The sequence below is a fragment of the Pelomonas dachongensis genome (genome assembly GCF_043555865.1).
GTDB classification, from domain to species: domain Bacteria; phylum Pseudomonadota; class Gammaproteobacteria; order Burkholderiales; family Burkholderiaceae_C; genus Pelomonas; species Pelomonas dachongensis.
Genome location: NZ_JBIGHY010000010.1, coordinates 40,388 through 60,902 on the forward strand (window position 1 = coordinate 40,388; position 20,515 = coordinate 60,902).

The window sequence follows — 20,515 nt, forward strand, 5'->3', positions numbered from 1 at the left end:
CAGCAGGACGGTTTTCAAGGCGAAGCCTCGTAAACTGCCGCGCTTGCATTGCGGACCCTATTCATGGAAAACGATCAGGTACTCGGCCACGTACTGAGGCTTCTCGATGATGTACTCAGCCTTCAGGGCCGGGCCCAGACGTTTGAGCGCAGCACGCAACTTCTCGGCGCCCTGCCCGAACTCGATTCCATGGCCGTTGTCAGCCTGATCACTGCCCTGGAAGAGCAGCTGGGTCTGGTCGTGGATGACGATGACATAGATGGTGATACGTTCGCGACCGTCGGGGCCTTGACTGACTTCGTGGCAGCCCGCGTGGGCTGACGCGGTTTGGCAGCCGAAATGGGCCGGTTGAACGATGCACCGGTCCGTCACGCAGGTTCTGTGGCCACCGCGCGCTCGCGACGACGATGAACAGAGAAATCTTTTTTCTTCCAGCTGGCGAGGGCGAGCAAAGGCTGTGCATCTTCCATTCGCCCGCCACGCAGACGGTAGGTCGGGTGCTCTATCTTCACCCGTTTGCCGAAGAGATGAACAAGACCCGGCGCATGGCAAGTCTTGCGGCCCGTGCCATGGCGCAGGCCGGCTATGCTGTGCTGCAGATGGATCTGAGGGGGTGCGGAGATTCGTCCGGCGACTTCCACCAGGCCAGCTGGGCCAGCTGGCAGGATGACGTGCGGCTCGGCCTCACCTGGTTGGACTGCCATGCGGGTGATTCGCCGCTGTGGCTGTGGAGCTTGCGCGCGAGCAGTCTGCTGGCCAGTGAGGCATGGGGGCGTGCTGTCAATCACCTGTTCTGGCAACCCGTGACGTCCGGCCAACTGGCGCTGCAGCAGTTTCTGCGGATGAAGATGGCGGCGGAGCTGGGCGGCGGTCAGAAAAAAGGCGTTGTGCAGACGCTGAAGCAGCAACTCGCGGGGGGCGAGGCGGTGGAAGTCGCTGGATATCGGCTGTCGCCCGACCTGGCGAACGGCTTGGAGACCGCTCGGCTTGTGCCGGCGGGCCCGGCTGCACGGGTCGAATGGATAGACATCACGTCGCGTGCCATGGGCGGGCCATCCGCGGTGGTTTTCGCACCCGTCGTGCAACAAGCGATGAACACGTGGCACGACGCCGGGTGGCGCGTCGCCGCGCGGCAAGTGGTCGGCCCCAGCTTCTGGGCGAGCACCGAGATTGAAACCTCTCCTGCGTTGATTGACGCCTCCTTGGAGGCGTTGCTGTGAAGGAGTCGGTTCTCCATTTCGACTGCAACGGGGATGCCTTGATCGGCATTCTGGCCGAACCTCATGGCGACGCCGCGAAGGTTGGCGTCGTGATCGTGGTCGGCGGCCCCCAGTATCGGGCCGGCAGCCACAGGCAATTCACGCGACTGGCTCGCCATTTGGCTGCTGCGGGTCACGCTGTGCTGCGGTTCGACGTCAGAGGGATGGGAGACAGCGAAGGACAGGCCCGCGAGTTCGACGCGATCGAGGACGATATTGCAGCTGCAGTGAATGCTCTCTCCCACCGTTGCGCCAGCCTGAAGCACATCGTGTTGTATGGCTTGTGCGACGGCGCATCGGCAGCGTTGATCTACTGCGGGTCCCGGAACGATTTCCGTGTTAGCGGCCTTGTCCTGCAGAACCCGTGGTTTCGCAGCGCTCAGGGCGAAGCCACTGCACTGGTCAGGAGTTACTACGCCAAGCGGCTCGCGTCGCCCGAGTTCTGGAAAAAGCTGCTGCGCGGCGGTGTCGGACTGCATGCGCTGCGCGGCTGGATAGACAACAGGCGACTCGCCTCACAAGCTCCGCAGGTGGCAGACACTTTCCACACTCGCATGGTGCGCGCATGGCGCAGCGACGACCGCCCACTGTTGCTGCAGATCTCCTCCGAAGATTTGACTGCGCAGGAATTCACGATGGGCTTCGATCTTCAGCTGCCGGCGTGGAAGCGGCGTACGGCCTTGACCTGCAGCACCCAGCCTGGCGCAGACCATACATTCTCCAACGCAGCGCATGAACGTCGGATGCAAGACGAAATACATGGCTGGCTTCAGCGGGAGTTTCTGACATGAACCGAATGGCTTTCACTCGATGGGTTGCAGGCGGGGTGCTGGCCCTGCAGTTGGCTCCAGCACTTGGCCAGCCTGAGCATCCCTGTGGCAGCCTGGAAAACGCATACGGTCCATTTGACTACCGACGGGAGCGGGGGCGCTTACTGGAGATCGTGGATCGCGCCCACTTCAATAGCGATGTGCGCAATTTGCGCCGAGGCCAGAGTGGATCGCTGGGGGGCGATATCGACTACACACTGCGCGCGTCACCCAACCACCACCTGGCACTCGCCTCTATCGCCGAATTAGGGATCCGATCAAAGCAACGGCACCCACAAGCATTGAAACGCAGCATTGACTGCTATTTTGACAGAGCGATGCGATTCCAGCCGGATGACCACTTGGTCCGGATGCTGTATGCCTCATTCCTCCAGCGGATGAACTTCAATGCCGACGCTCTGGTCATCGTCGAGTCAATCGAGAGAATGCCCAACCTGGTCGGCATGTCGCACTTCAATCTCGGCATGCTGCTAATGGATCTGGGTGAAACCGAGCGAGCATTGGGCCATGCATGGCAGGCACTTGAGATGGGATGGCCGAGGACAGACTTGAAGGAGCGGCTACAAAAGGGAGGCAAATGGCGCGATCCGCCTGACGCTGGCGCACAGGCGCCGCAAGCCGCACAAAGTGCCTCCCAGGCAGCACCGCGCTGATCTTCGCGCCATCTCAGGATACCCATGCCGAGTCCACGCCGAGTTCTATTGATCGCCTACCACTTCCCGCCTTTGGCGGGATCAAGCGGCATCCAGCGCACCCTGCGCTTTGCGCAGCAGTTGCCCGATTACGGCTGGCAGCCCATCGTGCTAACCATTCAGCCGCACGCCTACGAGCGATGTGCTCCTGATCTGCTGCGCGAACTGCCACCTTCATTGCCCGTGGAACGAGCATTCGGCTTGGACAGCGCACGCCATCTCGCCATCGGCGGCCGCTATCCAGGCTGGCTGGCACGACCGGACCGCTGGACGACATGGCGCTTCGATGCCGTGAGAAGGGGCTTGAGGCTGATCCGTGAGCATGGTATTCAGGCGTTGTGGAGCACTTATCCCATCGCCACGGCCCATGTGATCGGCGCCGCTTTGCAGCGCAGATCCGGATTGCCGTGGATTGCGGACTTTCGCGATCCGATGGCGCAGGAGAACTACCCTGCCGATCCTGCCACGCGAGCGCGGTTCCTGGACATCGAGAAGGCCTCGGCGCATCGTGCTGCGGCGATGGTGTTCACGACCCCTGGCGCCGCGCGGATTTACCAGCAACGCTACCCAAACGCAGCACGGAAAATGAGCGTGCTGGAGAACGGCTACGACGAAGCCAGCTTCGCCGATGTGGAGCGCAAAGGGACGCCTCAGCCGCTCAACCCTGGTCATCTCACGGTGCTGCATAGCGGCATCGTCTATCCCTGGGAGCGTGACCCCACCCACCTGCTGATGGCAATCGCAACCCTCAAGCGTGACGCACCGCACGTTGCGCACCGGTTGCGCCTTCGATTTCGTGCTCCCGTGCACGAGGATCTGCTTAAGCGCCTGGCGACTCAGCAGGGTGTCACCGAGTTGATCGAGATACTGCCGGCAACTGGCTACAAGGAAGCCCTTGCCGAGATGCTCGCCGCCGACGCGCTGCTCGTGTTGCAAGCGGCCAACTGCAACGAGCAGATCCCGGCAAAGCTGTATGAGGCATTGCGCTGCCGCCGGCCGGTGCTGTGTCTTTCGGACCCAAATGGAGATACCGTAGGCGTGCTGCGGGCGCTAGGGCTGCACACGCATGCAGCGCTTGACGACGCCACCGCCATCGCGCGGTTGCTGACGGACTTTGTCCGAGCCGAAGACGCCGCCGAGAGCTACCCGCGTCCAGACCCCGCCCAGGTCGCGCTGGCTTCACGCGACGCCCGCACAGCCGAGCTGGCACGGCTCTTGGGCACCGTCACTGCGGGCCAGATGGGAGCCCGACCAAATGATGCGTAAAGCCACGCGGACCGCCAATGGCTCGTCCAAGTCCTTGTGAAGTCGAGCATGGCGCAAGAGTCCGAACCCGTCCGCTGGCAAGTCACACCGCTCAAATCGAAGCTGGGCCTGGGCCAGCACCGCACGCACTGGGACAGGCTCAACGAACGCCTCATGAACGGCCACGCCATGCTGAGCGCGGACTTCGTAGACGCCTCGCTGCGGCATCTCGGCATCGGTGACGTGCTGCTTGCAACGGCACTTGACAGCAACGGTGAGCCCGTCGGCATGATGCTGTTGAACGCGAAGTCGCAAGGCATGGGCGTGCGAAGCACCTTTCTACCCTCGCAGATGCAGATCGGCCCGATCCTGGTGTCGCCCAAGCTCCATCTCGACGGCCTGATGGACGCCCTGCCCGGCCCTGCCTGCGAACTGGACCTGCTCTGCAACGACCCGCGATTCGGTGACCTGCGGGAACTCCCCGGCCAGCCGGTGAGAAGCCTGCCTCATACGCTGACGATGAGCATCAGCCTGCGCGGCAGCTTCGATGACTACTGGGCTCAACGCCCGCGCAACCTGATTAAGAACATGCGTCGCTACTTGCGGCGCCTTGAATCCGAGGCAGGTAGCGAGCGACTGCACGTCGTCAGCGCACCCGACCAGATGGCGGCCGCCTTGGCTCGCTATGGCGCGCTGGAAAGCAGCGGCTGGAAAGGCCGCGAAGGCACAGCCGTGGGAGAGGACAACCTTCAGGGCCGCTTCTACACAGAGGTCATGCAGGAGTACGCAACCCGTAACGAGGCGTTGGTCTACGAACTGTGGCTTGGCGACCAGCTGATCGCCGCCCGGCTAGTGTTGCTACGCCACAGGACGGCCATCATCCTCAAGACCGCTTACAACGAAGCCTTCGAGCGGTTGGCGCCGGGCCGCGTGCTGCTGCTGCGGGTCCTGGAGGACTTGTTTGACCGCGCGAGCGGCGGCGAAGTCGAGTTCTACACCGACGCCAGTCCTGACCAGCTGGCCTGGTCGACGTCCCAACGCTGGATCAACCATGTGAGCGTGTACCGGTACCAAGGCTTGCCCCTTCTCTACGGCCTACTGCGACGCAGCAGACAGGCCTGGAAGCACTATCGTCCGAAGCTACAGCTCGATGCCGACGTCATGGCACAGCGCAGCGGCTCCACCGTGGAACGCTTCGCGCACCCGCGCGAGATGCCCGATGACGCACTGGCACTGCTGCGTAGGGCCGAAGACACCTATGTGGAACTCGGTGCTGACTGGTTCGGGCTGTTGGCGGACACCGTCTTCACTGGCGGAGCGACTCGCGCGGAATTTCTTGTGCTTAAGCGTCAGGGTCGCTCGATCGCCGTGCTGCCCGTCAGCCTGCAGTCTGACGGAGGTAGCTCCGAAGTCGGGGCGCTGTCCAACTTCTACACGACGCTCTATGCGCCGATTCTCGAGAACGATCTGACCTCCGACGACCTGCTGCCACTCACGACGGCACTGCGTCGCAGCCACCGGGGCACGGCGGCATTTCGCTTCTCGCCCATGGATCCGCAGACGCGAGAGTTCCGCCTTCTGCGCCAGGCGCTGCGGCTGGCAGGCCTGCGGCCTCAGCAGTACTTCGCCTTCGGCAACTGGCACCTGCGAGTCGAAGACGACTGGGCCACCTACCTGAAGAATCGCAGCGGCCAGCTTCGCAGCACCATCAAACGCATGTCCAAGCGGCTGGCCGCCGAGCCCGGCGGCCGGCTGGAGATCATCCGTGACGAAACCGACGTGGAGCGCGGCATCGCTGCCTATGAGGCCGTTTACGGGGCGAGCTGGAAGGTGCCCGAACCGTTCGTGGACTTCGTCCCCGGGCTCATCCGCCTGTGCGCCCGCCGCGGCTGGCTGCGCCTGGGCCTGGCCTGGATCGGCGACCAGCCGATCGCGGCGCAGCTGTGGATCGTCAACGCCGGTCGCGCGCACATCTACAAGGTCGCCTACGACGAGGCCTATAAGGCCATCGCGCCCGGCACGCTTCTCACCGCGCTGCTGCTGGAGCAGGCCATCGACCACGACAAGGTCACCGAGGTCGACTACCTGATCGGCGACGACGCGTACAAGAAGACCTGGATGAGTCACCGCCGTGAACGCCACGGTCTCATCGCCTACGACCCGGCGACGCTGCGTGGCCTGAAGGGCCTGGCTCGCCAAGCGCTGGGCAACACCTGGCGGCGTCTGCGTGCTCTGCGCGCGCCGGCCCAACCCGTCGACAATCCCACGTCCTGATTCCGCCCCGAGTCCATGCAAGCCAACGCCCTGCCGCCCGACACGCCCTTCGCTTCCGGCCTCCCCCGCTTTGCTGCGTCGACCGCGGATCCGCTGGCAGACTGGCAGCAGGCCTACGCCAAGCGCGGCCCGGCCTGCGCCGCCGATGTGGGTGGCGAGTTCGCCATCGCGCTGGAGCTGCCCGGCGGGGGCAGCTTCCTCGCGGTGGACCGCTTTGCGGTGCACAGTCTCTGCTACGCAGTGCAGGACGGGAAGCTGCATTACGCGACACGGGCGGATGACCTCGCGCGTCAGTTGGGCACGCAGGAGCTGGACCCGCAGGCCTTGTTCGCCTACCTGTTCCACCACTGCATCCCATCGCCACGCACCATCTACGCCGGCATCCTGCGGCTGCCGCCCGCGCACTACGCGTTGTATGAAAACGGCCAGCTGACCGTTGCGCCCTACTGGGTGCCGAGGTTCGAGGAACAGGTCAACCCGGACTTCGGCGCGTTGCGCGACGAGTTCCGCGGCATCCTGCGCAGCGCCGTCAAGGAGCGCCTCGCCGCCCCCGGACAGACCGCCTGCTTCCTCAGCGGTGGCACCGACAGCTCCACCGTCTGCGGCCTGCTCGGCGAGGCCACCGGCAAGGCGCCGGCCAGCTATTCCATCGGCTTCGATTCCGAGGGCTACGACGAGATGGAATACGCGCGCATCGCCGCCAAGGCGTATGGCGCGGAGCATCACGAGTACTACGTGACGCCGGCCGACCTCGTGAAGGCCATCCCCGATGTCGCGGCGCACTACGACCAGCCCTTCGGCAACTCCTCAGCCGTGCCGGCCTTCTACTGCGCCAGCAAGGCGCGCGCCGATGGCCACACGCGCATGCTGGCCGGCGACGGCGGCGACGAGCTGTTCGGCGGCAACACGCGCTATGCCAAGGAGCGTGTGTTCCACGTCTACAGCCAGATCCCGTCGCCGCTGCGCGCCGGCATGCTGAACCCACTGTTCATGAACCCTGTGACCGGCAACATCCCGCTGCTGAAAAAGGGCACCAGCTACATCCGCCAGGCGCGCGTGCCCATGCCGGACCGCATGCAGAGCTACAACCTGCTGGACCGGTTGGGCATGGCCGAGGTGCTGACACCTGCCTTCCTGGCCGCCGTGGACACCGACGGCCCGCGCCAGCACCAGCGCGCCACCTGGGCCGCCGGGCCGCACGACGCCAGTCTGGTCAACCAGATGCTGGCCTTCGATTGGCGCTACACGCTGGCCGAGAACGACTTGCCCAAGGTCGTCGGCACCACTGGCCTGGCGGGCGTGGACGTCAGCTTCCCGCTGCTGGACACGCGGCTGCTGGACTTCTCGCTGAAGCTGCCGACGAGCTACAAGCTCAAGGGCCTGAAGCTGCGCTGGTTCTTCAAGGAAGCGCTGCGCGGCTTCCTGCCGGACGAAATCCTGACGAAGAAGAAACACGGCTTCGGCCTGCCCTTCGGACCGTGGGCGGTCAAGGATGCGGCGCTCAACGCGCTGGCAGCCGAGTCGCTGCGCGGCATCGCGGCCCGCGGCATCGTGCGCGCAGAGTTCGTGGAGAGCCTGCTGACCCAGCGCCTGAAGGAACACGCCGGCTACTACGGCGAGATGGTCTGGATCCTGATGATGCTGGAGCAGTGGCTGCGATCGCACGCTCCCGACTACCGTTTTGCCTAAACCCCTGCTGACGAGCACCATGCCCACCACTCGCCCTCTCATTCATCTGATCGCTGGCGCTCGCCCCAACTTCATGAAGATCGCGCCGTTGATGCGGGCGATTGCTGCGGATGGCCGCCTGCAGGCGCGCCTGATCCACACCGGCCAGCACTTCGACCGCGACATGAACGACGTGTTCTTCCAGGAACTTGGAATTCCGACACCCGACGTGCGACTGAACTGTGGTGGCGGCACGCATGCAGAGCAGACCGGCAAGATCATGGTGGCTTACGAAGCATGCGTCTCTGCGGAGAGACCGGCGTGCTGTCTCGTGGTCGGTGACGTCAATTCAACGCTCGCCTGCGCGATCGTTGCCAAGAAGGCCGGAGTGCCCGTTGCGCACGTCGAAGCAGGGCTTCGCAGCGGTGATCGAGGCATGCCGGAAGAAATCAACCGCTTGGTCACCGATGCCATCACTGACTGGTTCTTCGTGACTGAGCCATCGGGCCGTACTCATCTTCTGCGTGAGGGCCAACTGAGCGATGCCATCCACGACGTCGGCCATGTGATGGTGGACAACCTGCTGTACCAAGCCGCCAAGCTGGAACGTGATTTCGAAACCGCGACGCTGGAGACCGATGGCGTGAAGCGGCAACTGGGCCGCTATGCGGTGGTGACGCTCCACCGCCCCAGCAATGTCGATGGTGAGGAGAACCTGCGCCGCGCGGCCGGTGTGGTGAACGCGCTGGCGACCGAGGTGCCTGTCGTGTTCCCGATGCACCCACGCACTCGCAAGAACCTGGAAATGCTCGGCATCCAACTGGCAGCGAACGTGCATGTCCTTGGCCCTCAGTCCTACATGTCGTTCCTGCACCTCTGGAAAGATGCCGCCGTCGTGTTGACCGATAGCGGTGGCCTGCAGGAGGAAACCACGGCGCTGGGCGTGCCGTGCGTCACGATGCGCGAAAGCACCGAGCGCCCGGTGACCGTGGACGAAGGCAGCAATGTGCTTGCCGGAACCGACCCGGCGCGGGTGCTCGAGGCCTGCCGGCAAGTTCTGGCAGGTCATGGCAAAGTGGGCCGCCGCCCTGCACTGTGGGATGGTATGGCTGCAGAACGAATCGTGCGGGAGCTTGTGCGCCGGCTACAGGCCTGACTCGCGTCAGGCAAGCGCCTCGGCCAAAGCCGCCACGACCGAGCCCTGCTGCGCGTCCGTGAGGTCCGCGCTCATCGGCAGGCTCATCACGCGCTGGGCCGCGGCGATGCTGTGCGGGCAGGCTTCAGGGCTGCTGTACTTCGCGTACGCCGGCTGGTGGTGCAGCGGCCGCGGGTAGTGCACGGCCGTCGGCACGCCGGCTTCTTTCAGCCGCGCTTGCACAGCCTCGCGGTCGTTGACGAAAACGGTGTACTGCGCCCACACGCAGTCGCGATCCTCGCGAACGGCCAGCAACTGCACGCCCGGAATCGCGGCCTGCAGCTTGCGCTTGTAGGCATCGCCCAGTTCCAGCCGGCGACGCACTTCCCACTCGAAGCGGTCCAGCTTGCCCAGCACGACGGCGCATTGCAGCGTGTCCATGCGGCCGCCGACGCCCATCCGGGTGTGCAAGTAGCGCTGGCTCTGGCCGTGCGTGCGGATCTCGCGGCACGCCTGGGCCAGCACGTCGTCGCTCGTGAAGATGGCGCCGCCATCGCCGTAGCAGCCCAGCGGCTTGCTAGGGAAGAAGCTCGTGCAGCCGAAGGTGGACAAGTTGCAGCTCTTCTTGCCCTGATAGCTGGCACCGAAGCTCTGCGCAGCGTCCTCGATGACGGCGAGGCCATGCTTCGCAGCGATGGCATTGATCGCGCCCATGTCCGCCACCTGCCCGTACAGGCTCACCGGCATGATGGCTTTGGTCTTGGCCGTGATGGCGGCCTCGATCAGCGTGGGATCGATGTTGGCCGTGTCGGGCTGGATGTCGACGAAGACCGGCACGCCGCCAGCCAGCACGATCATCTCGGCCGTTGCCGCGAAGGTGAACGGGCTGGTGATGACTTCGTCGCCAGGCTGCAGGTCCAGCGCCATCAGGCAGATCAGCAGCGCCTCGGTGCCACTGGCGACGCTGATGCAGTGCTTCGCCCCCGTGTAGGCGATCAGCGCGGCTTCCATTTCCTTGACCTCCGGGCCGAGGATGTACTGGCCGTGGTCCAGCACCGTCTGGATGCGGGCGTTGATGTTGTCGCGCAGGGCTGCGTACTGGCTCTTGAGGTCGATGAAGTCCATTCAGGCCTCGATCAGTTGGAGTTGTTGGCCGCTCAGGCGGTAGCGGTCACCGGTGTGGGGACACGTGGCCTCGACGGGCTGGACACTGCTGGCGGGCAACTCCAGGCGCTCGCCGAAGCGGCTCATCCAGCCGATCTGCTTCGCCGGCACGCCCACCATCAGCGCGAAGTCAGGCACGTCGCGGTTGATGACGGCACCGGCGCCGACGAAGGCATAGCGGCCCACGGTGGTGCCGCAGACGATGGTCGAATTGGCGCCTAGCGTGGCGCCGCGCTTCACCAGCGTGCGGCGGTACTCGTCCTTGCGCGTGACGGCCGAGCGCGGGTTGTAGACGTTGGTGAACACCATGCTGGGGCCGCAAAACACGTCGTCCTCGAGCGTCACCGCGTCGTAGACCGACACATTGTTCTGAATCTTGACGTTGTTGCCGATGGCGACGTCGTTGCCGACGTAGACGTTCTGGCCGAATGAACACTTCGCGCCGACGCGCGCGCCGGCGCTGATGTGCACGAAGTGCCAGACGCGACAGTCGGGGCCGAGCTGGGCACCTTCATCGACGATGGCGCTGGGGTGGATGGTGGTGGCCATGGCGTCGTCCTCAGTAGGCCAGCGGCAGGTTCACCCGCTTGCCGTCGCGTGCGCTCATGTACATCGCGATCAGCAGCTCCAGCGACTTCAGGCCCTCGCGGCCGTCGGTCTCGGCATGCGCCTGGCCGCACAGCGTATTGATGACGTTGTCATAGTAAAGCGGATGGCCGAAACCGTAGACGGACGTGGTCTGGTAGCTGGCGTCGGCGATCTGGCCGTCCATCTCGTGCGGTGCGTCGAACTGCCAGTGCTGGACCTCGTTGACGGCCACGCCGCCGATGCGCACGGAGCCTTTCTCGCCTAACAGCGTGATGGAGCCTTCCAGGTTCTTCGGGTAGGTCAGCATGCTGACGTTGACGGTGCCCATGGCACCGTTGCGCCACTTCAGCGCGGCCACGCCGCTGTCCTCGACCTCGATGTTGCGCGCCAGCGTGCCCGTGTAGGCCATGACGCTTTCCACAGGCCCGCAGATCCAGTCCAGCAGATCGATGTAGTGGCTGGCCTGGTTCATGAAGGCGCCGCCATCAAACTCCCAGGTGCCGCGCCATTCGGCGCTGTCGTAGTAGGCCTGCGGGCGGGTCCAGAACACGTTGACCGCAACGTTGTACAGGCGACCGAAACGACCTTCCGCCACGGCCCGCTTGAGCAGTTGCAGCGTCGAGTTGCGGCGGTTCTGCTTGACGACGAACAGTTGCACACCGGCGTCATCGCAGGCCTTGACCATGGCGAGGCCGTCCTGCCAGCGCGTGGCCATGGGCTTCTCGGTCATCACGTGCACGCCGGCACGCGCCACCTCGATGGCCTGGCGCGGGTGCAGGCCGCTGGGCGTCGTCAGCACGACACAGTCGATTTGCAGTTCGGCCTTCGCCGCCAGCAGTTCAGTCAGCGAGGCGAAGCCCCGAGCGCCCGTCTTGGCGACGGCATCGGCAAGCGTTGCCGGGTTCACATCGGCCACGGCCACCAGTTCGGCGCGCTCGCCATGCTTGCGGATAGCCTCAAAATGGTTCTGGGCGATGCGGCCGCAACCGATCAGTGCGAAGCGGACCTTGCGGCCCAGGGCGGGGTGAATGGACGGGCGCAAGGCAGTCATCCTGAGCATGGATAGGCCGTCATTGTCGTGCGGGCGCCGGCGCGCCCGCCGGATCAGCTCAACAGGTTGCGCGCCAGCCGCAGGCCGAACTTGAAGCGGCCCCGGTCCCAGGGCGTGAAACGCGGGATCTGGAAGACGTCCTCGCCACGCCGGGCCGCGGCCCAGCGCGTGGACACGGCGGCGTCGAAGCCCAGTTCACGCACGATCGCCGGGTGCACCTCGGGCAGGTAATCGGTGCCCGGCTTGCCATTGGGATAGGCGAACAGGCCCACGCGCTCGCCCAAGGTCTGCTGCAGCACGTCGCGGCTGCGACCGATTTCGTCGGCGGCGGCGTTTGCATCCAGCGTCGCCAGGATGGGATGGCTGACGGTGTGCGCGCCGATCTGCATGCCGGCCCCGCGCAGCGCCCGCACCTGGTCGCTGGTCATCATCAGGTCGTCGGGCGGACGGATCTCGGCACGCGCGGCGATGGCATCGACACAGCTCACCCGGGGTTCGGGGGCCAGGTATTTGACGCGCCCGATCAGCTGCTCCAGCAACTCACGGCGTGTATCGGTTTCGCCCAGCGCGTGCTGGCCGAGGTCGGCGCCCTTCGCATCCTGCAGGCCGCGCAGGTCGAGCGTAGGCAATGTGCTGCGGCGCACCGCCTCGATCAGCGTGTCGTTCCACATGCGGCCGCCGTTCAGGAAGCCGGTCGCAACAAAGAAGCTGCAAGGCAGGCCGTGGCGCTGCAGCAGTGGCAACGCGACGTCGTGGTTGTCGGCATAGCCATCGTCGAAGCTCAGCGCCGCAGCGCGGGCCGGCAGGCTGCCGTCCTGCAGCCGGCGTGCCGCCTCGTCCAGTGGCAGCACGTTGAACCACGAATTGACCCAACCCAACAACTCGTCGAACCGGGCGGCGTCGACCTCGTCCGGAAACAGCGGATCGGGCTCGCGCAGCACACGGTGAAAGATCAGCACGTTCAGCCGCGCTGAGCTGCCTGCGGGGGACATCAGGGAGAACAGCGGCTTCAAAGCGACGGCACCTTTTTCTTCTTTTCGAAACGCTTCTTCAGGAACTCGGGCCAGTAGATCAGCGGCTCTTCCTTCTCCTTCTGCCACTCCTTGCGCACCAGCCAGCGCCGGCCGACGACCGCCAGGATCAGCAGGTTGTACGGCAGGTCCCAGTAGCTCAGCGACAGGAAGGCGCCGCCCACCGCATAGCCGGCGAGGCTGACCTGCAGCATGCCGCCCAGGTCGGACAACCACTGCGTCTGCGGCTGGAGGCGCCCTTTCACGCGCAGGTGACCGGCCGAGAACCACACCATGGTGAACAGCGTCACGAACAGAAATAGACCGATGAAACCGTGCTCGCCCAGCACCATGAAGTAGATGCTGTGCGCTGCGTGTACACGCAGCGGCTCCGGTGCGTAAATGGCAAAGATCCCGGCACTAGAGACCATGAAGCCGCCGCCGAAAATGCGGTCTTTCGCCAAGTTCCAGGCCATACCCCAAGCGTTGATGCGGCCCAATGCGGAATCATCCTGCTCATAGGTCTTGATGGTGTTCATGCGATCCCACCACTCTTGTGGCATCAAAGACAACATGACGACCGCCATGACGACCATAACGATGGCACCCAGCAATTTGTTCTTGCCACGCCACCACAGAACCAGGCCCATGGCCGCAATGGCAAGCAGCGCGCCGCGCGAATGGCTACCCAGCGCCGCCATCGCCATCAGCACCATGCAAACCGTCATCGCGATCTTGGCCCATTTGGCCTGCATCTGCAGTTGCAGGAAACGCATCAGCGGGATGACGATGACAAAGGCCAGCGCAACCTCGTTGTTGCCTTCAATATAGGTGTTCTCTGGCCCCCAGACCCGGTAGCTGCCGCCGGTGGCCAGCGTGAACGCGCCACCCTTGACGCCGAAGAAGCCGATGGACACGACCAGCACCCAGGTCAGCAGCAGCATGTGGCGCTTGCTGTGCAGCAGCACCAAAGCCACGAGGATCATCAGGTCGATCTTCATGACCCGTGTCCACAACTCGAAGCTCTCGTCAAACAGCATCGAGAACGGCAGCGTGATACACATCCACAGCATGAACAGCATCAGCGTGATGTTCTCGCGGTTCAGCGAGTAGTCGCGCCGGTCCTTGGTGATGAACAGGCCGATCAGCGTCGCACCGCCGATGGCCGCGGCGATCGGCATGGTGCGCAGCGTCCAGGTCAACTGGTGCGGGTTCATGATGCTGATCCACGTCCAGCCCAGGATGCCGATCCACGGCCGGCGGAACGCCTGGATAACGATCCAGGCGATGACGGCTGCCAACACCAGGTCACGCATGACCGGCCTCCCTTCGCCCGCGGACGACCTGCTGCATCAACGCATGCAGCTCCGCGATGCTGCTGTCCCACGAATAGGCCATGGCGGTGAGCCGCACCGCGTCGCGGTCCGCCTCGCGCGGCAACCAGCGGCGCAGCGCGTCGGCGATGGCCTGTGCCGAACGCTCGGCCAGCAACTCACCGGCACCCGGCGCGTCGCCCAGCACCTCGGGAATGCCGCCGACGGCGCTGGCCAGTGCCGGCGTGCCACAGGCCAGTGCCTCCAGCAACGCGTTCGGCAACCCCTCGCGGCTGGACGGCAGCAGGAACAGGTCGGCCGCGTTGTACCAGTCGGGCAGCGCGGCGTTGGGCACGGCGCCCAGCAGCGTGACGCGACGGCCCAAGTCCAGCCGGGCGATCTGCGCCTGCAGCCGCTCACGCTCCGCGCCTTCGCCGGCGATGTACAACTGCAGCATCGGCCAGTCCTCGCGCAGCAGATGCACGGCCTCGACCAGCAACGCATGCCCCTTCAGCTCCAGCAGGTTGCCCACGCTCAGCAGCATGGGGCCTGGCACGTCCAGGCCCAGCCCCTGACGCGCGGCGACACGATCACGCGGCGCGAAGCGGTCCAGGTCCACACCGTTACGGATGACATGCAGCTTGCGTTCAGGCACGCCCCACCCGCGCAGGACTTCCACCAGCGCGGTGCTGACGCCGATGCAGGCGCTCGCCTGATCGCAAGCGTCCAGCATGCGGGCCCGGGCGCGTTCGTCCTGGCCGATGAGGTTCAGATCCGACCCGCGGGCCGTGATCAGCAGCGGCTTGCCCAGCTGGCGTGACAGCGCGGCAGCTGCCACGCCATCCGGATAGAAGTAGTGCGCGTCGATCAGGTCGAACTGCAGACCGTGCCGCGCGATCCAGCGCGCCGCCGCGCGCGCCATCGCGTCGGGCTGGCGGTGCATGCCCAGCTTGGGCAGCATCAGGTAGCGCGGATGGTCGGCGCGTTGGCCCTGCCATTCCTCGCGCAGCGGCGTGCGTGCCCAGGCCGCGTAGTCGCCAAAGGCGGCGGCCTTGAACGGGAACCAGGGCACGGGCGCGACGACATGCGCCTCGACGTCGGGCTGGCGTCTGCGCAGCTCGCGCAACCGCGCCGCGACGAACAGTCCGTGCTGAGGCCGCGCGGCGCTCGGGTAGAGCGAGGAGAAGGTCAGCACGCGCATGCTCAGGCCTGCAAGGCTTCCAGCGCGATCTGCTCGAAGCGCTCGCCGGCCACACGATGACCGAATCGGGCCTCGACCAGTTCCCGCGCCGCCTCGGACAGGCGCTGGCGCGCGGCGGCGTCTGTCATCAACTGCAGCACGCCGCTGGCCAGCGCTGCGGCTGAGTCGGCTAGCAGATAGTGCCGGTCGGCATCGACCGGCAAGCCTTCGATGCCGATGGCGGTCGACACGACCGGGCAGCCCATCGCCATCGCCTCGAAGGCCTTGATGCGGGTGCCGCCGCCCACGCGCAGCGGGATCACGAACGCCTGGGCATCGCGCACATGCTCGCGCACGTCGTCGACGAAGCCGGTGAAGCTGACGCGCGGCGCGGCCTTCTGGACCAGCGAGGCCGGCGGGTTGCGCCCCACCACCCGCAGGCGGGCATCGGGCCGCTGCGCCAGCACGCGCGGCCAAACCTCGTCGATGAAGAAGCGGATGCCGTCGACATTGGCTTCCCAGTCCATCGAGCCCGTGAAGACGACGACGGGGCCATCGGCGGACGGCGCCTGCGGCGCCTGCCAGCTGAAGAAATCGAGATCCACGCCGGTCGGGATGGTGCGCACGTTGTCGAGGCCGTAATGGGTCTCGAACTGCTTGGCGTCACGCTCGGACACGGCCACGACGCGCGTGAAGCGCTTCAGCGCCTGCGCCTCGAACGCCTGCATCTTGCGATGCTGGCTGCGCCACAGCCAGCGCAAGGGCGCCTGTGCGGCCGTCTCGGCATGGCGTTTGAAGATCTCGGCCTCGACGTTGTGCGTGAAGCAGACAGACGGCGGCAGCACGCCGGCCGGCAGCAGCACGGCGGCATGCACGAAGTCGAAGACAACGACGTCGAAGCGTTGGGCCGCCAGCGTCTGCGCCACCACCCGCAGCGCCTGTGGCGTGCGGTCGGACGCGACGTTGACGGGCAGCGCGCCCAGCAGGTCACCGGCCCGGCGCCAGCGCGGCTGCGCGGCCTGCGGCTCCCAGCGCACGAAGTGGTCGCACATGGCGGCCAGCTCCGGTGCCCAGCGCTGCGCCTGCTCGGCCGTGGCCGGCGAGATCAGCGTGATCTCGAACGCGCCGCCATGCATGGACCGCAGGATGTTGCCCGTGCGGATCTTGCCGCCCGCATCGGCGGGCAGCAGAAAAACAGGCGAGACGAACGCAAGCCTGGGTTTGGTCACCAGCAGATGCCCTCGTACTTTGCAAAGCCCGCGTCTCGCAGGTCGGCATAGCCGTTCAAGTCCACGATGCGCGCCGTCTTGGCGACCGCGATGATGCGTTGACGAGTCTCCGCATCGGCGTGACCCACGACCACGATCTCGGCGCGCGCCAGCGCCGCGTCGGGCGTCTCGTGCAGCAGCTTGTCGAGGTGGGGAATCTCGCGGTCGATGTATTCTTTGTTCTTGCCCAGCAGCCGCGCAATCTTGACGAACTTGTCGTAGATGGCGAGATCGAAGCCCTTGCCCAGCAGCTTCTCGGCCAGCACCACCAGCGGCGAGTCGCGCAGGTCGTCGGTGCCGGGCTTGAAGGCCAGGCCAAACAGCGCCACCGGCTTGCGTCCGGCCGAGGCGATCAGCTCGTAGGCGCGGCCGATGTGGGCGTCGTTGCTGTCCAGCAGCGAGCCCAACACGGGGATGTCGACACCGCGCTCGCGGGCAATGGTCAGGAAGCCCTTGACCTCCTTGGGCAGGCAGGAGCCGCCAAAGGCAAAGCCGGGTCGCAGATAGGCCTTGGAGATGTTGAGCTGCGTGTCTCGGCAGAACAGCTCCAGCACGTCGCGCGAGTCCAGGCCGGTTTCCTTCAGCACGGCGCCGGCTTCGTTGGCGAAGACGATCTTCAACGCGTGGAACACGTTGCACAGGTACTTGACCGACTCGGCCACACCCACGTCGGCGGCGACGAAATTGCCCGGCACGCCGGTGTACAGGCGCTTCATGACCTCTACGCCGGCCTCGTCCAGGCTGCCAACGATGGTCTGCGGCGGGTTGTGGAAGTCCGACACCGACGAGCCCTCGCGCAAGAACTCGGGGTTGAAGACCAGCGACAACCGGTCGCCTATCTTGCGGCTCGCCGCCTGCTCCAGCAGCGGCGCGATGCGCGCACGCGTGGTGCCCGGCGCCACGGTGCTGCGGATGACCAACGTGTGGTGGCCGTCCTTCTTGGCGATCTCGGCCCCGATCTGGCCGACGACGGCGTCCAGCGCGGTCAGATCGGGCATGTAGTTGGGCAACGACGGCGTGGCGACCGAAATTAGCGAGATCTCGGTGTCACGCACGGCGGCGGCGACATCACGCGTGGCCGTCAGCTTGCCGGCCTTCACGGCGGCGCCGATCAGCTCCTCAATGCCCTCTTCCACCACCGGCGACTGGCCCGACGCGATCAGCTCGACCTTCAACGGATTGATGTCGACGCCCACCACCTCGTGGCCGAGTTCGGGCAGGCAGGCGCAGGACACTGCGCCGACGTAGCCGAGACCGAAAACCGAAACCTTCATCTTGTCGTCCTGGTTGTTTGTTGCTTCAGGCCGCCGCGCGCGCCGGCGCAGCACCCAGGCCTGCATTGCGCAGGAAGGCGTCGAACATCAGCAGCGCCCACAGCGGCTGGGCATGATCGAGCGCACCGCGCTCGTGCTGGTCCAGCAGGCGTGCGATGGTGCTGGCGTTGAACCAGCCCGTCTGCGCCAGCGCGCCGTTCTGCAAGGCGTTGCGCGTGTGTTCACGCAGCGGGCCGCGCAGCCAGCGCGCCAGCGGTACCGCGAAGCCCATCTTGGGCCGGTACAGCACGTCGTGCGGCAGCAGGGGCTCCAGCGACTTCTTGAACAGGTACTTGCCCTCCTGGCCACGCAGCTTCAGGCTGGACGGCAACGTCGCCACCCACTCCACCAACTCGTGGTCCATCAGCGGCTCGCGCACCTCCAGGCTGTGCGCCATGCTGGCGCGGTCGACCTTGGTGTTGATGTCGCCGGGGAGGTAGGTGTGGATGTCCAGGTACTGGATCAGCGCCAGCGGATCGTCGGTGCCAGCTCGCTGCGCATGGTGATGGAACACCTCGCTGGCATGCCAGCCCTGCAGGTCGCGCTTGAAGCTGTCGCTGAACAGCTGCTGGCGCAGCGGATCGCGCACCAGGCCCATGGTGTTGAAGTAGGCGTCGACCGAGCTGCGCGCGATGGCCTGGAAGGTCGTCTTGGCGCGGAACACGCGCGGCGCCCAGTCGGCCTTCGGGTACAGCTTTGCCAGCGGGCCGAACACGCCCTTGCGCAGCGCCAGCGGGAAGGCGCTGCGCATGCGCTCTTCCATCATGTGCATCTTGTAGCGGCGGTAGCCGCCGAACGTCTCGTCGCCCCCGTCGCCCGACAACGCCACGGTCACATGCTTGCGCGCCAGCTCGCAGACGCGGTAGGTGGGAATGGCGGACGAGTCCGCATAGGGCTCGTCATACAGATGCGCCAGCATATCGACGAGCCCGAAGTCGTCGCTGGACACCGTCTCGACGCGGTGGTTGGTGCGGTAGCGGTCCGCCACCATCTGCGCGAACTCGGTCTCGTTAAATTTGGGGTCGTCGAAGCCGATGGAGCAGGTGTTGACGGGCTGGGCGTCCAGTTCAGCCATGGCCGCGACGACCGCGCTGGAGTCCACGCCGCCAGACAGGAACGCGCCCAGCGGCACCTCGGCCTTCAGGCGCAGCTTGACGGCCTCCGTCAGGCGCCGGCGCAGTTCCTCGGCCGCTTCTTCCTGGCCGATCTTGGCGTCGAGCGTGAACTTGACGTCCCAGTAGCGCTGCGGCTCACCCAGGGGTTGGCCGCGCTTGACGAGCAGGCGGTGGCCGGGCGCCAGCTTCTGCGCGTGGCGATAGATGGTCCACGGGTCGGGCACATAGCCCAGTGCGAAATAAGCCTCGACCGCACGCGGGTCCATCTCCTGGCGCAGGCCGCCGTGAGCCATCAGGCTCTTCAGCTCCGAGCCGAACAGCAGCCAGCCGTCCTCGGTCATCGCGTAGTGCAGCGGCTTCACGCCCAGGCGGTCGCGGGCCATGAACAGGCAGTCGCGGCGGCGGTCGTGGATCATGAACGCGAACATGCCGCGCAGGTGATGCACGCAGTCCTCGCCCCAGTGCTCCCAGGCGCGCACGATGACTTCGGAGTCGCTCTTGGTGCGGAACACGTAGCCGTGGCCACGCAGCGCGTCCATCAGCTCCAGGTAGTTGTAGACCTCGCCGTTGAAGACCAGCGCGACCGACTTGTCGTCGTTGAAGATGGGTTGTTGGCCCGTCGCGATGTCGATGACCGACAGGCGCCGATGGCCGAAGCCCACGCCGGGCTCGATGTGCAGGTCACCCTCGTCCGGGCCCCGGTGGTGCTGGGATTCGTTCATCCGCTGCAGGCGATCCCGCTCGGGAAGGCGCTGGCCGCGGGTGTCGAACAGACCGGTGATGCCGCACATGGAAATGACCTGATTCAGCCGAACAAGGGACACCGCGCCGGAGCCGGCGCGGAAGAAAGGCGGATTCTTACCGAGCTTGGCGACGCCACCCGGTCATCTGCCCCCTCGGTGTGACGTGCCGCACAGGTTCACCCCCTTGTCCGAGGGATGAGGCCGCCCCGAACGGCGGGGGCGGCGCCGATACCGCTGGGTCGATACTTCGGCGCCCCTACCGCCGCAGCGTCTCCGCCTTGATCGCCCAGCTGTTCTCCTTCCTGTCCATCGGCGCGCTTGCGACGCTGCTGCAGTACGCGCTGACGGCAGGATTCACCTTGGCGGGCTGGCTGCCGTTGGTGGCCGCATCGACCGTTGCCTTCATGATCAGCGCCGCGTTCAACTACTGGGCCAATGCCAGGCTGACCTTCGCGTCGCAGGGCAGCCACGCCGGCAATCGCCCGCAGCAGCTGCGCTTCTTGCTGATGGTGGCGCTGGGCTGCGCGCTCAACGCCGGCTTGCTTCAAGTCGCGCTGGCGCTGGGTCTGCACCCGGTACTCAGCCAGTTGCTGGCCACGGCCGGCGTGCTGGCCAGCAATTTCCTGCTCAGCCGAGCCTGGGTGTTCCGCAGACACTGACCGACACC

At 65.8% G+C, this 20,515-nt stretch carries 18 protein-coding genes; 9 read left to right on the plus strand and 9 right to left on the minus strand.

Translation table 11 applies throughout. The annotated features are described in order from the left end of the window. Positions 1-63 precede the first annotated feature (63 nt). From ACG02S_RS21950 to wecB, 8 genes are all read left to right on the plus strand, one after another. Positions 64-321 (plus strand): acyl carrier protein, encoded by a 258-nt coding sequence (locus tag ACG02S_RS21950; RefSeq protein ID WP_394472632.1) that lies wholly within the window; start codon positions 64-66, stop codon positions 319-321. Positions 322-407: 86 nt separating this feature from the next. Further along, complete coding sequence (locus tag ACG02S_RS21955; protein ID WP_394472633.1) at positions 408-1,220, plus strand: hydrolase 2, exosortase A system-associated; 813 nt, start codon at positions 408-410, stop codon at positions 1,218-1,220. Next, the gene (locus tag ACG02S_RS21960) at positions 1,217-2,050 is read left to right on the plus strand and encodes a hydrolase 1, exosortase A system-associated (RefSeq protein ID WP_394472634.1); all 834 of its coding nucleotides are present in this window, start codon (positions 1,217-1,219) and stop codon (positions 2,048-2,050) included. The genes ACG02S_RS21955 and ACG02S_RS21960 overlap by 4 nt, the downstream gene beginning before the upstream one ends. 5 nt (positions 2,051-2,055) lie before the next feature. Further along, positions 2,056-2,742 (plus strand): ABC transporter permease, encoded by a 687-nt coding sequence (locus tag ACG02S_RS21965; RefSeq protein WP_394472635.1) that lies wholly within the window; start codon positions 2,056-2,058, stop codon positions 2,740-2,742. A gap of 48 nt (positions 2,743-2,790) precedes the next feature. Beyond that, the gene (locus ACG02S_RS21970) at positions 2,791-4,047 is read left to right on the plus strand and encodes a glycosyltransferase (RefSeq protein WP_394472636.1); all 1,257 of its coding nucleotides are present in this window, start codon (positions 2,791-2,793) and stop codon (positions 4,045-4,047) included. 381 nt (positions 4,048-4,428) lie between these two features. Beyond that, a complete protein-coding gene (locus ACG02S_RS21975; RefSeq protein ID WP_394472637.1) occupies positions 4,429-6,300 on the plus strand; it encodes a GNAT family N-acetyltransferase in 1,872 nt (623 codons plus the stop codon). Positions 6,301-6,315: 15 nt separating this feature from the next. Next, a complete protein-coding gene (locus tag ACG02S_RS21980; protein ID WP_394472638.1) occupies positions 6,316-7,989 on the plus strand; it encodes an asparagine synthetase B family protein in 1,674 nt (557 codons plus the stop codon). Between the two features lie 19 nt (positions 7,990-8,008). Further along, the gene (wecB, locus tag ACG02S_RS21985) at positions 8,009-9,124 is read left to right on the plus strand and encodes a non-hydrolyzing UDP-N-acetylglucosamine 2-epimerase (RefSeq protein WP_394472639.1); all 1,116 of its coding nucleotides are present in this window, start codon (positions 8,009-8,011) and stop codon (positions 9,122-9,124) included. Positions 9,125-9,130: 6 nt separating this feature from the next. On the opposite strand, the gene ACG02S_RS21990 is transcribed toward wecB, so the two are convergent. From ACG02S_RS21990 to ACG02S_RS22030, 9 genes are read right to left on the minus strand one after another with little or no spacing between them, the layout of a single operon-like run. Then, on the minus strand, positions 9,131-10,228 hold the full coding sequence (locus tag ACG02S_RS21990) for a DegT/DnrJ/EryC1/StrS family aminotransferase (protein ID WP_394472640.1): 1,098 nt from the start codon (positions 10,226-10,228) through the stop codon (positions 9,131-9,133). Next, complete coding sequence (locus ACG02S_RS21995; protein ID WP_394472641.1) at positions 10,229-10,816, minus strand: acyltransferase; 588 nt, start codon at positions 10,814-10,816, stop codon at positions 10,229-10,231. A gap of 10 nt (positions 10,817-10,826) precedes the next feature. Continuing rightward, complete coding sequence (locus ACG02S_RS22000; RefSeq protein WP_394472642.1) at positions 10,827-11,906, minus strand: Gfo/Idh/MocA family protein; 1,080 nt, start codon at positions 11,904-11,906, stop codon at positions 10,827-10,829. A gap of 53 nt (positions 11,907-11,959) precedes the next feature. Further along, a complete protein-coding gene (locus ACG02S_RS22005; protein WP_394472643.1) occupies positions 11,960-12,898 on the minus strand; it encodes a polysaccharide deacetylase family protein in 939 nt (312 codons plus the stop codon). Positions 12,899-12,915: 17 nt separating this feature from the next. Next, positions 12,916-14,232: a putative O-glycosylation ligase, exosortase A system-associated gene (locus ACG02S_RS22010; RefSeq protein WP_394472644.1), complete on the minus strand. Its 1,317-nt coding sequence runs from the start codon at positions 14,230-14,232 to the stop codon at positions 12,916-12,918. Further along, positions 14,225-15,430: a glycosyltransferase gene (locus tag ACG02S_RS22015; RefSeq protein ID WP_394472645.1), complete on the minus strand. Its 1,206-nt coding sequence runs from the start codon at positions 15,428-15,430 to the stop codon at positions 14,225-14,227. Before ACG02S_RS22015 ends, ACG02S_RS22010 begins: the two co-directional genes overlap by 8 nt. 2 nt (positions 15,431-15,432) lie before the next feature. Next, the gene (locus tag ACG02S_RS22020) at positions 15,433-16,638 is read right to left on the minus strand and encodes a glycosyltransferase family 4 protein (protein ID WP_394472646.1); all 1,206 of its coding nucleotides are present in this window, start codon (positions 16,636-16,638) and stop codon (positions 15,433-15,435) included. Beyond that, the gene (locus tag ACG02S_RS22025) at positions 16,635-17,951 is read right to left on the minus strand and encodes a nucleotide sugar dehydrogenase (RefSeq protein WP_394472647.1); all 1,317 of its coding nucleotides are present in this window, start codon (positions 17,949-17,951) and stop codon (positions 16,635-16,637) included. The genes ACG02S_RS22020 and ACG02S_RS22025 overlap by 4 nt, the downstream gene beginning before the upstream one ends. A gap of 25 nt (positions 17,952-17,976) precedes the next feature. After that, positions 17,977-19,896: an XrtA/PEP-CTERM system amidotransferase gene (locus tag ACG02S_RS22030; RefSeq protein ID WP_394472648.1), complete on the minus strand. Its 1,920-nt coding sequence runs from the start codon at positions 19,894-19,896 to the stop codon at positions 17,977-17,979. A 230-nt stretch (positions 19,897-20,126) separates the two neighbouring features. Here ACG02S_RS22030 and ACG02S_RS22035 point away from each other — a divergent pair, with 230 nt between their 5' ends. Further along, positions 20,127-20,507 carry a GtrA family protein gene (locus tag ACG02S_RS22035; protein WP_394472649.1) on the plus strand — a complete coding sequence of 127 codons (381 nt, stop codon included), beginning with the start codon at positions 20,127-20,129 and terminating at the stop codon, positions 20,505-20,507. The last annotated feature ends 8 nt before the right edge of the window (positions 20,508-20,515 follow it).

Coding starts and splice junctions, on each gene's coding strand:
- ACG02S_RS21950 (WP_394472632.1), top strand. CDS start 64: ATGGAAAACGATCAGGTACTCGGCCACGTACTGAGGCTTCTCGATGAT.
- ACG02S_RS21955 (WP_394472633.1), top strand. CDS start 408: ATGAACAGAGAAATCTTTTTTCTTCCAGCTGGCGAGGGCGAGCAAAGG.
- ACG02S_RS21965 (WP_394472635.1), top strand. CDS start 2,056: ATGGCTTTCACTCGATGGGTTGCAGGCGGGGTGCTGGCCCTGCAGTTG.
- ACG02S_RS21975 (WP_394472637.1), top strand. CDS start 4,429: ATGGACGCCCTGCCCGGCCCTGCCTGCGAACTGGACCTGCTCTGCAAC.
- ACG02S_RS21980 (WP_394472638.1), top strand. CDS start 6,316: ATGCAAGCCAACGCCCTGCCGCCCGACACGCCCTTCGCTTCCGGCCTC.
- wecB (WP_394472639.1), top strand. CDS start 8,009: ATGCCCACCACTCGCCCTCTCATTCATCTGATCGCTGGCGCTCGCCCC.
- ACG02S_RS21990 (WP_394472640.1), bottom strand. CDS start 10,228: ATGGACTTCATCGACCTCAAGAGCCAGTACGCAGCCCTGCGCGACAAC.
- ACG02S_RS21995 (WP_394472641.1), bottom strand. CDS start 10,816: ATGGCCACCACCATCCACCCCAGCGCCATCGTCGATGAAGGTGCCCAG.
- ACG02S_RS22000 (WP_394472642.1), bottom strand. CDS start 11,906: ATGACTGCCTTGCGCCCGTCCATTCACCCCGCCCTGGGCCGCAAGGTC.
- ACG02S_RS22005 (WP_394472643.1), bottom strand. CDS start 12,898: ATGTCCCCCGCAGGCAGCTCAGCGCGGCTGAACGTGCTGATCTTTCAC.
- ACG02S_RS22010 (WP_394472644.1), bottom strand. CDS start 14,232: ATGCGTGACCTGGTGTTGGCAGCCGTCATCGCCTGGATCGTTATCCAG.
- ACG02S_RS22015 (WP_394472645.1), bottom strand. CDS start 15,430: ATGCGCGTGCTGACCTTCTCCTCGCTCTACCCGAGCGCCGCGCGGCCT.
- ACG02S_RS22025 (WP_394472647.1), bottom strand. CDS start 17,951: ATGAAGGTTTCGGTTTTCGGTCTCGGCTACGTCGGCGCAGTGTCCTGC.
- ACG02S_RS22030 (WP_394472648.1), bottom strand. CDS start 19,896: ATGTGCGGCATCACCGGTCTGTTCGACACCCGCGGCCAGCGCCTTCCC.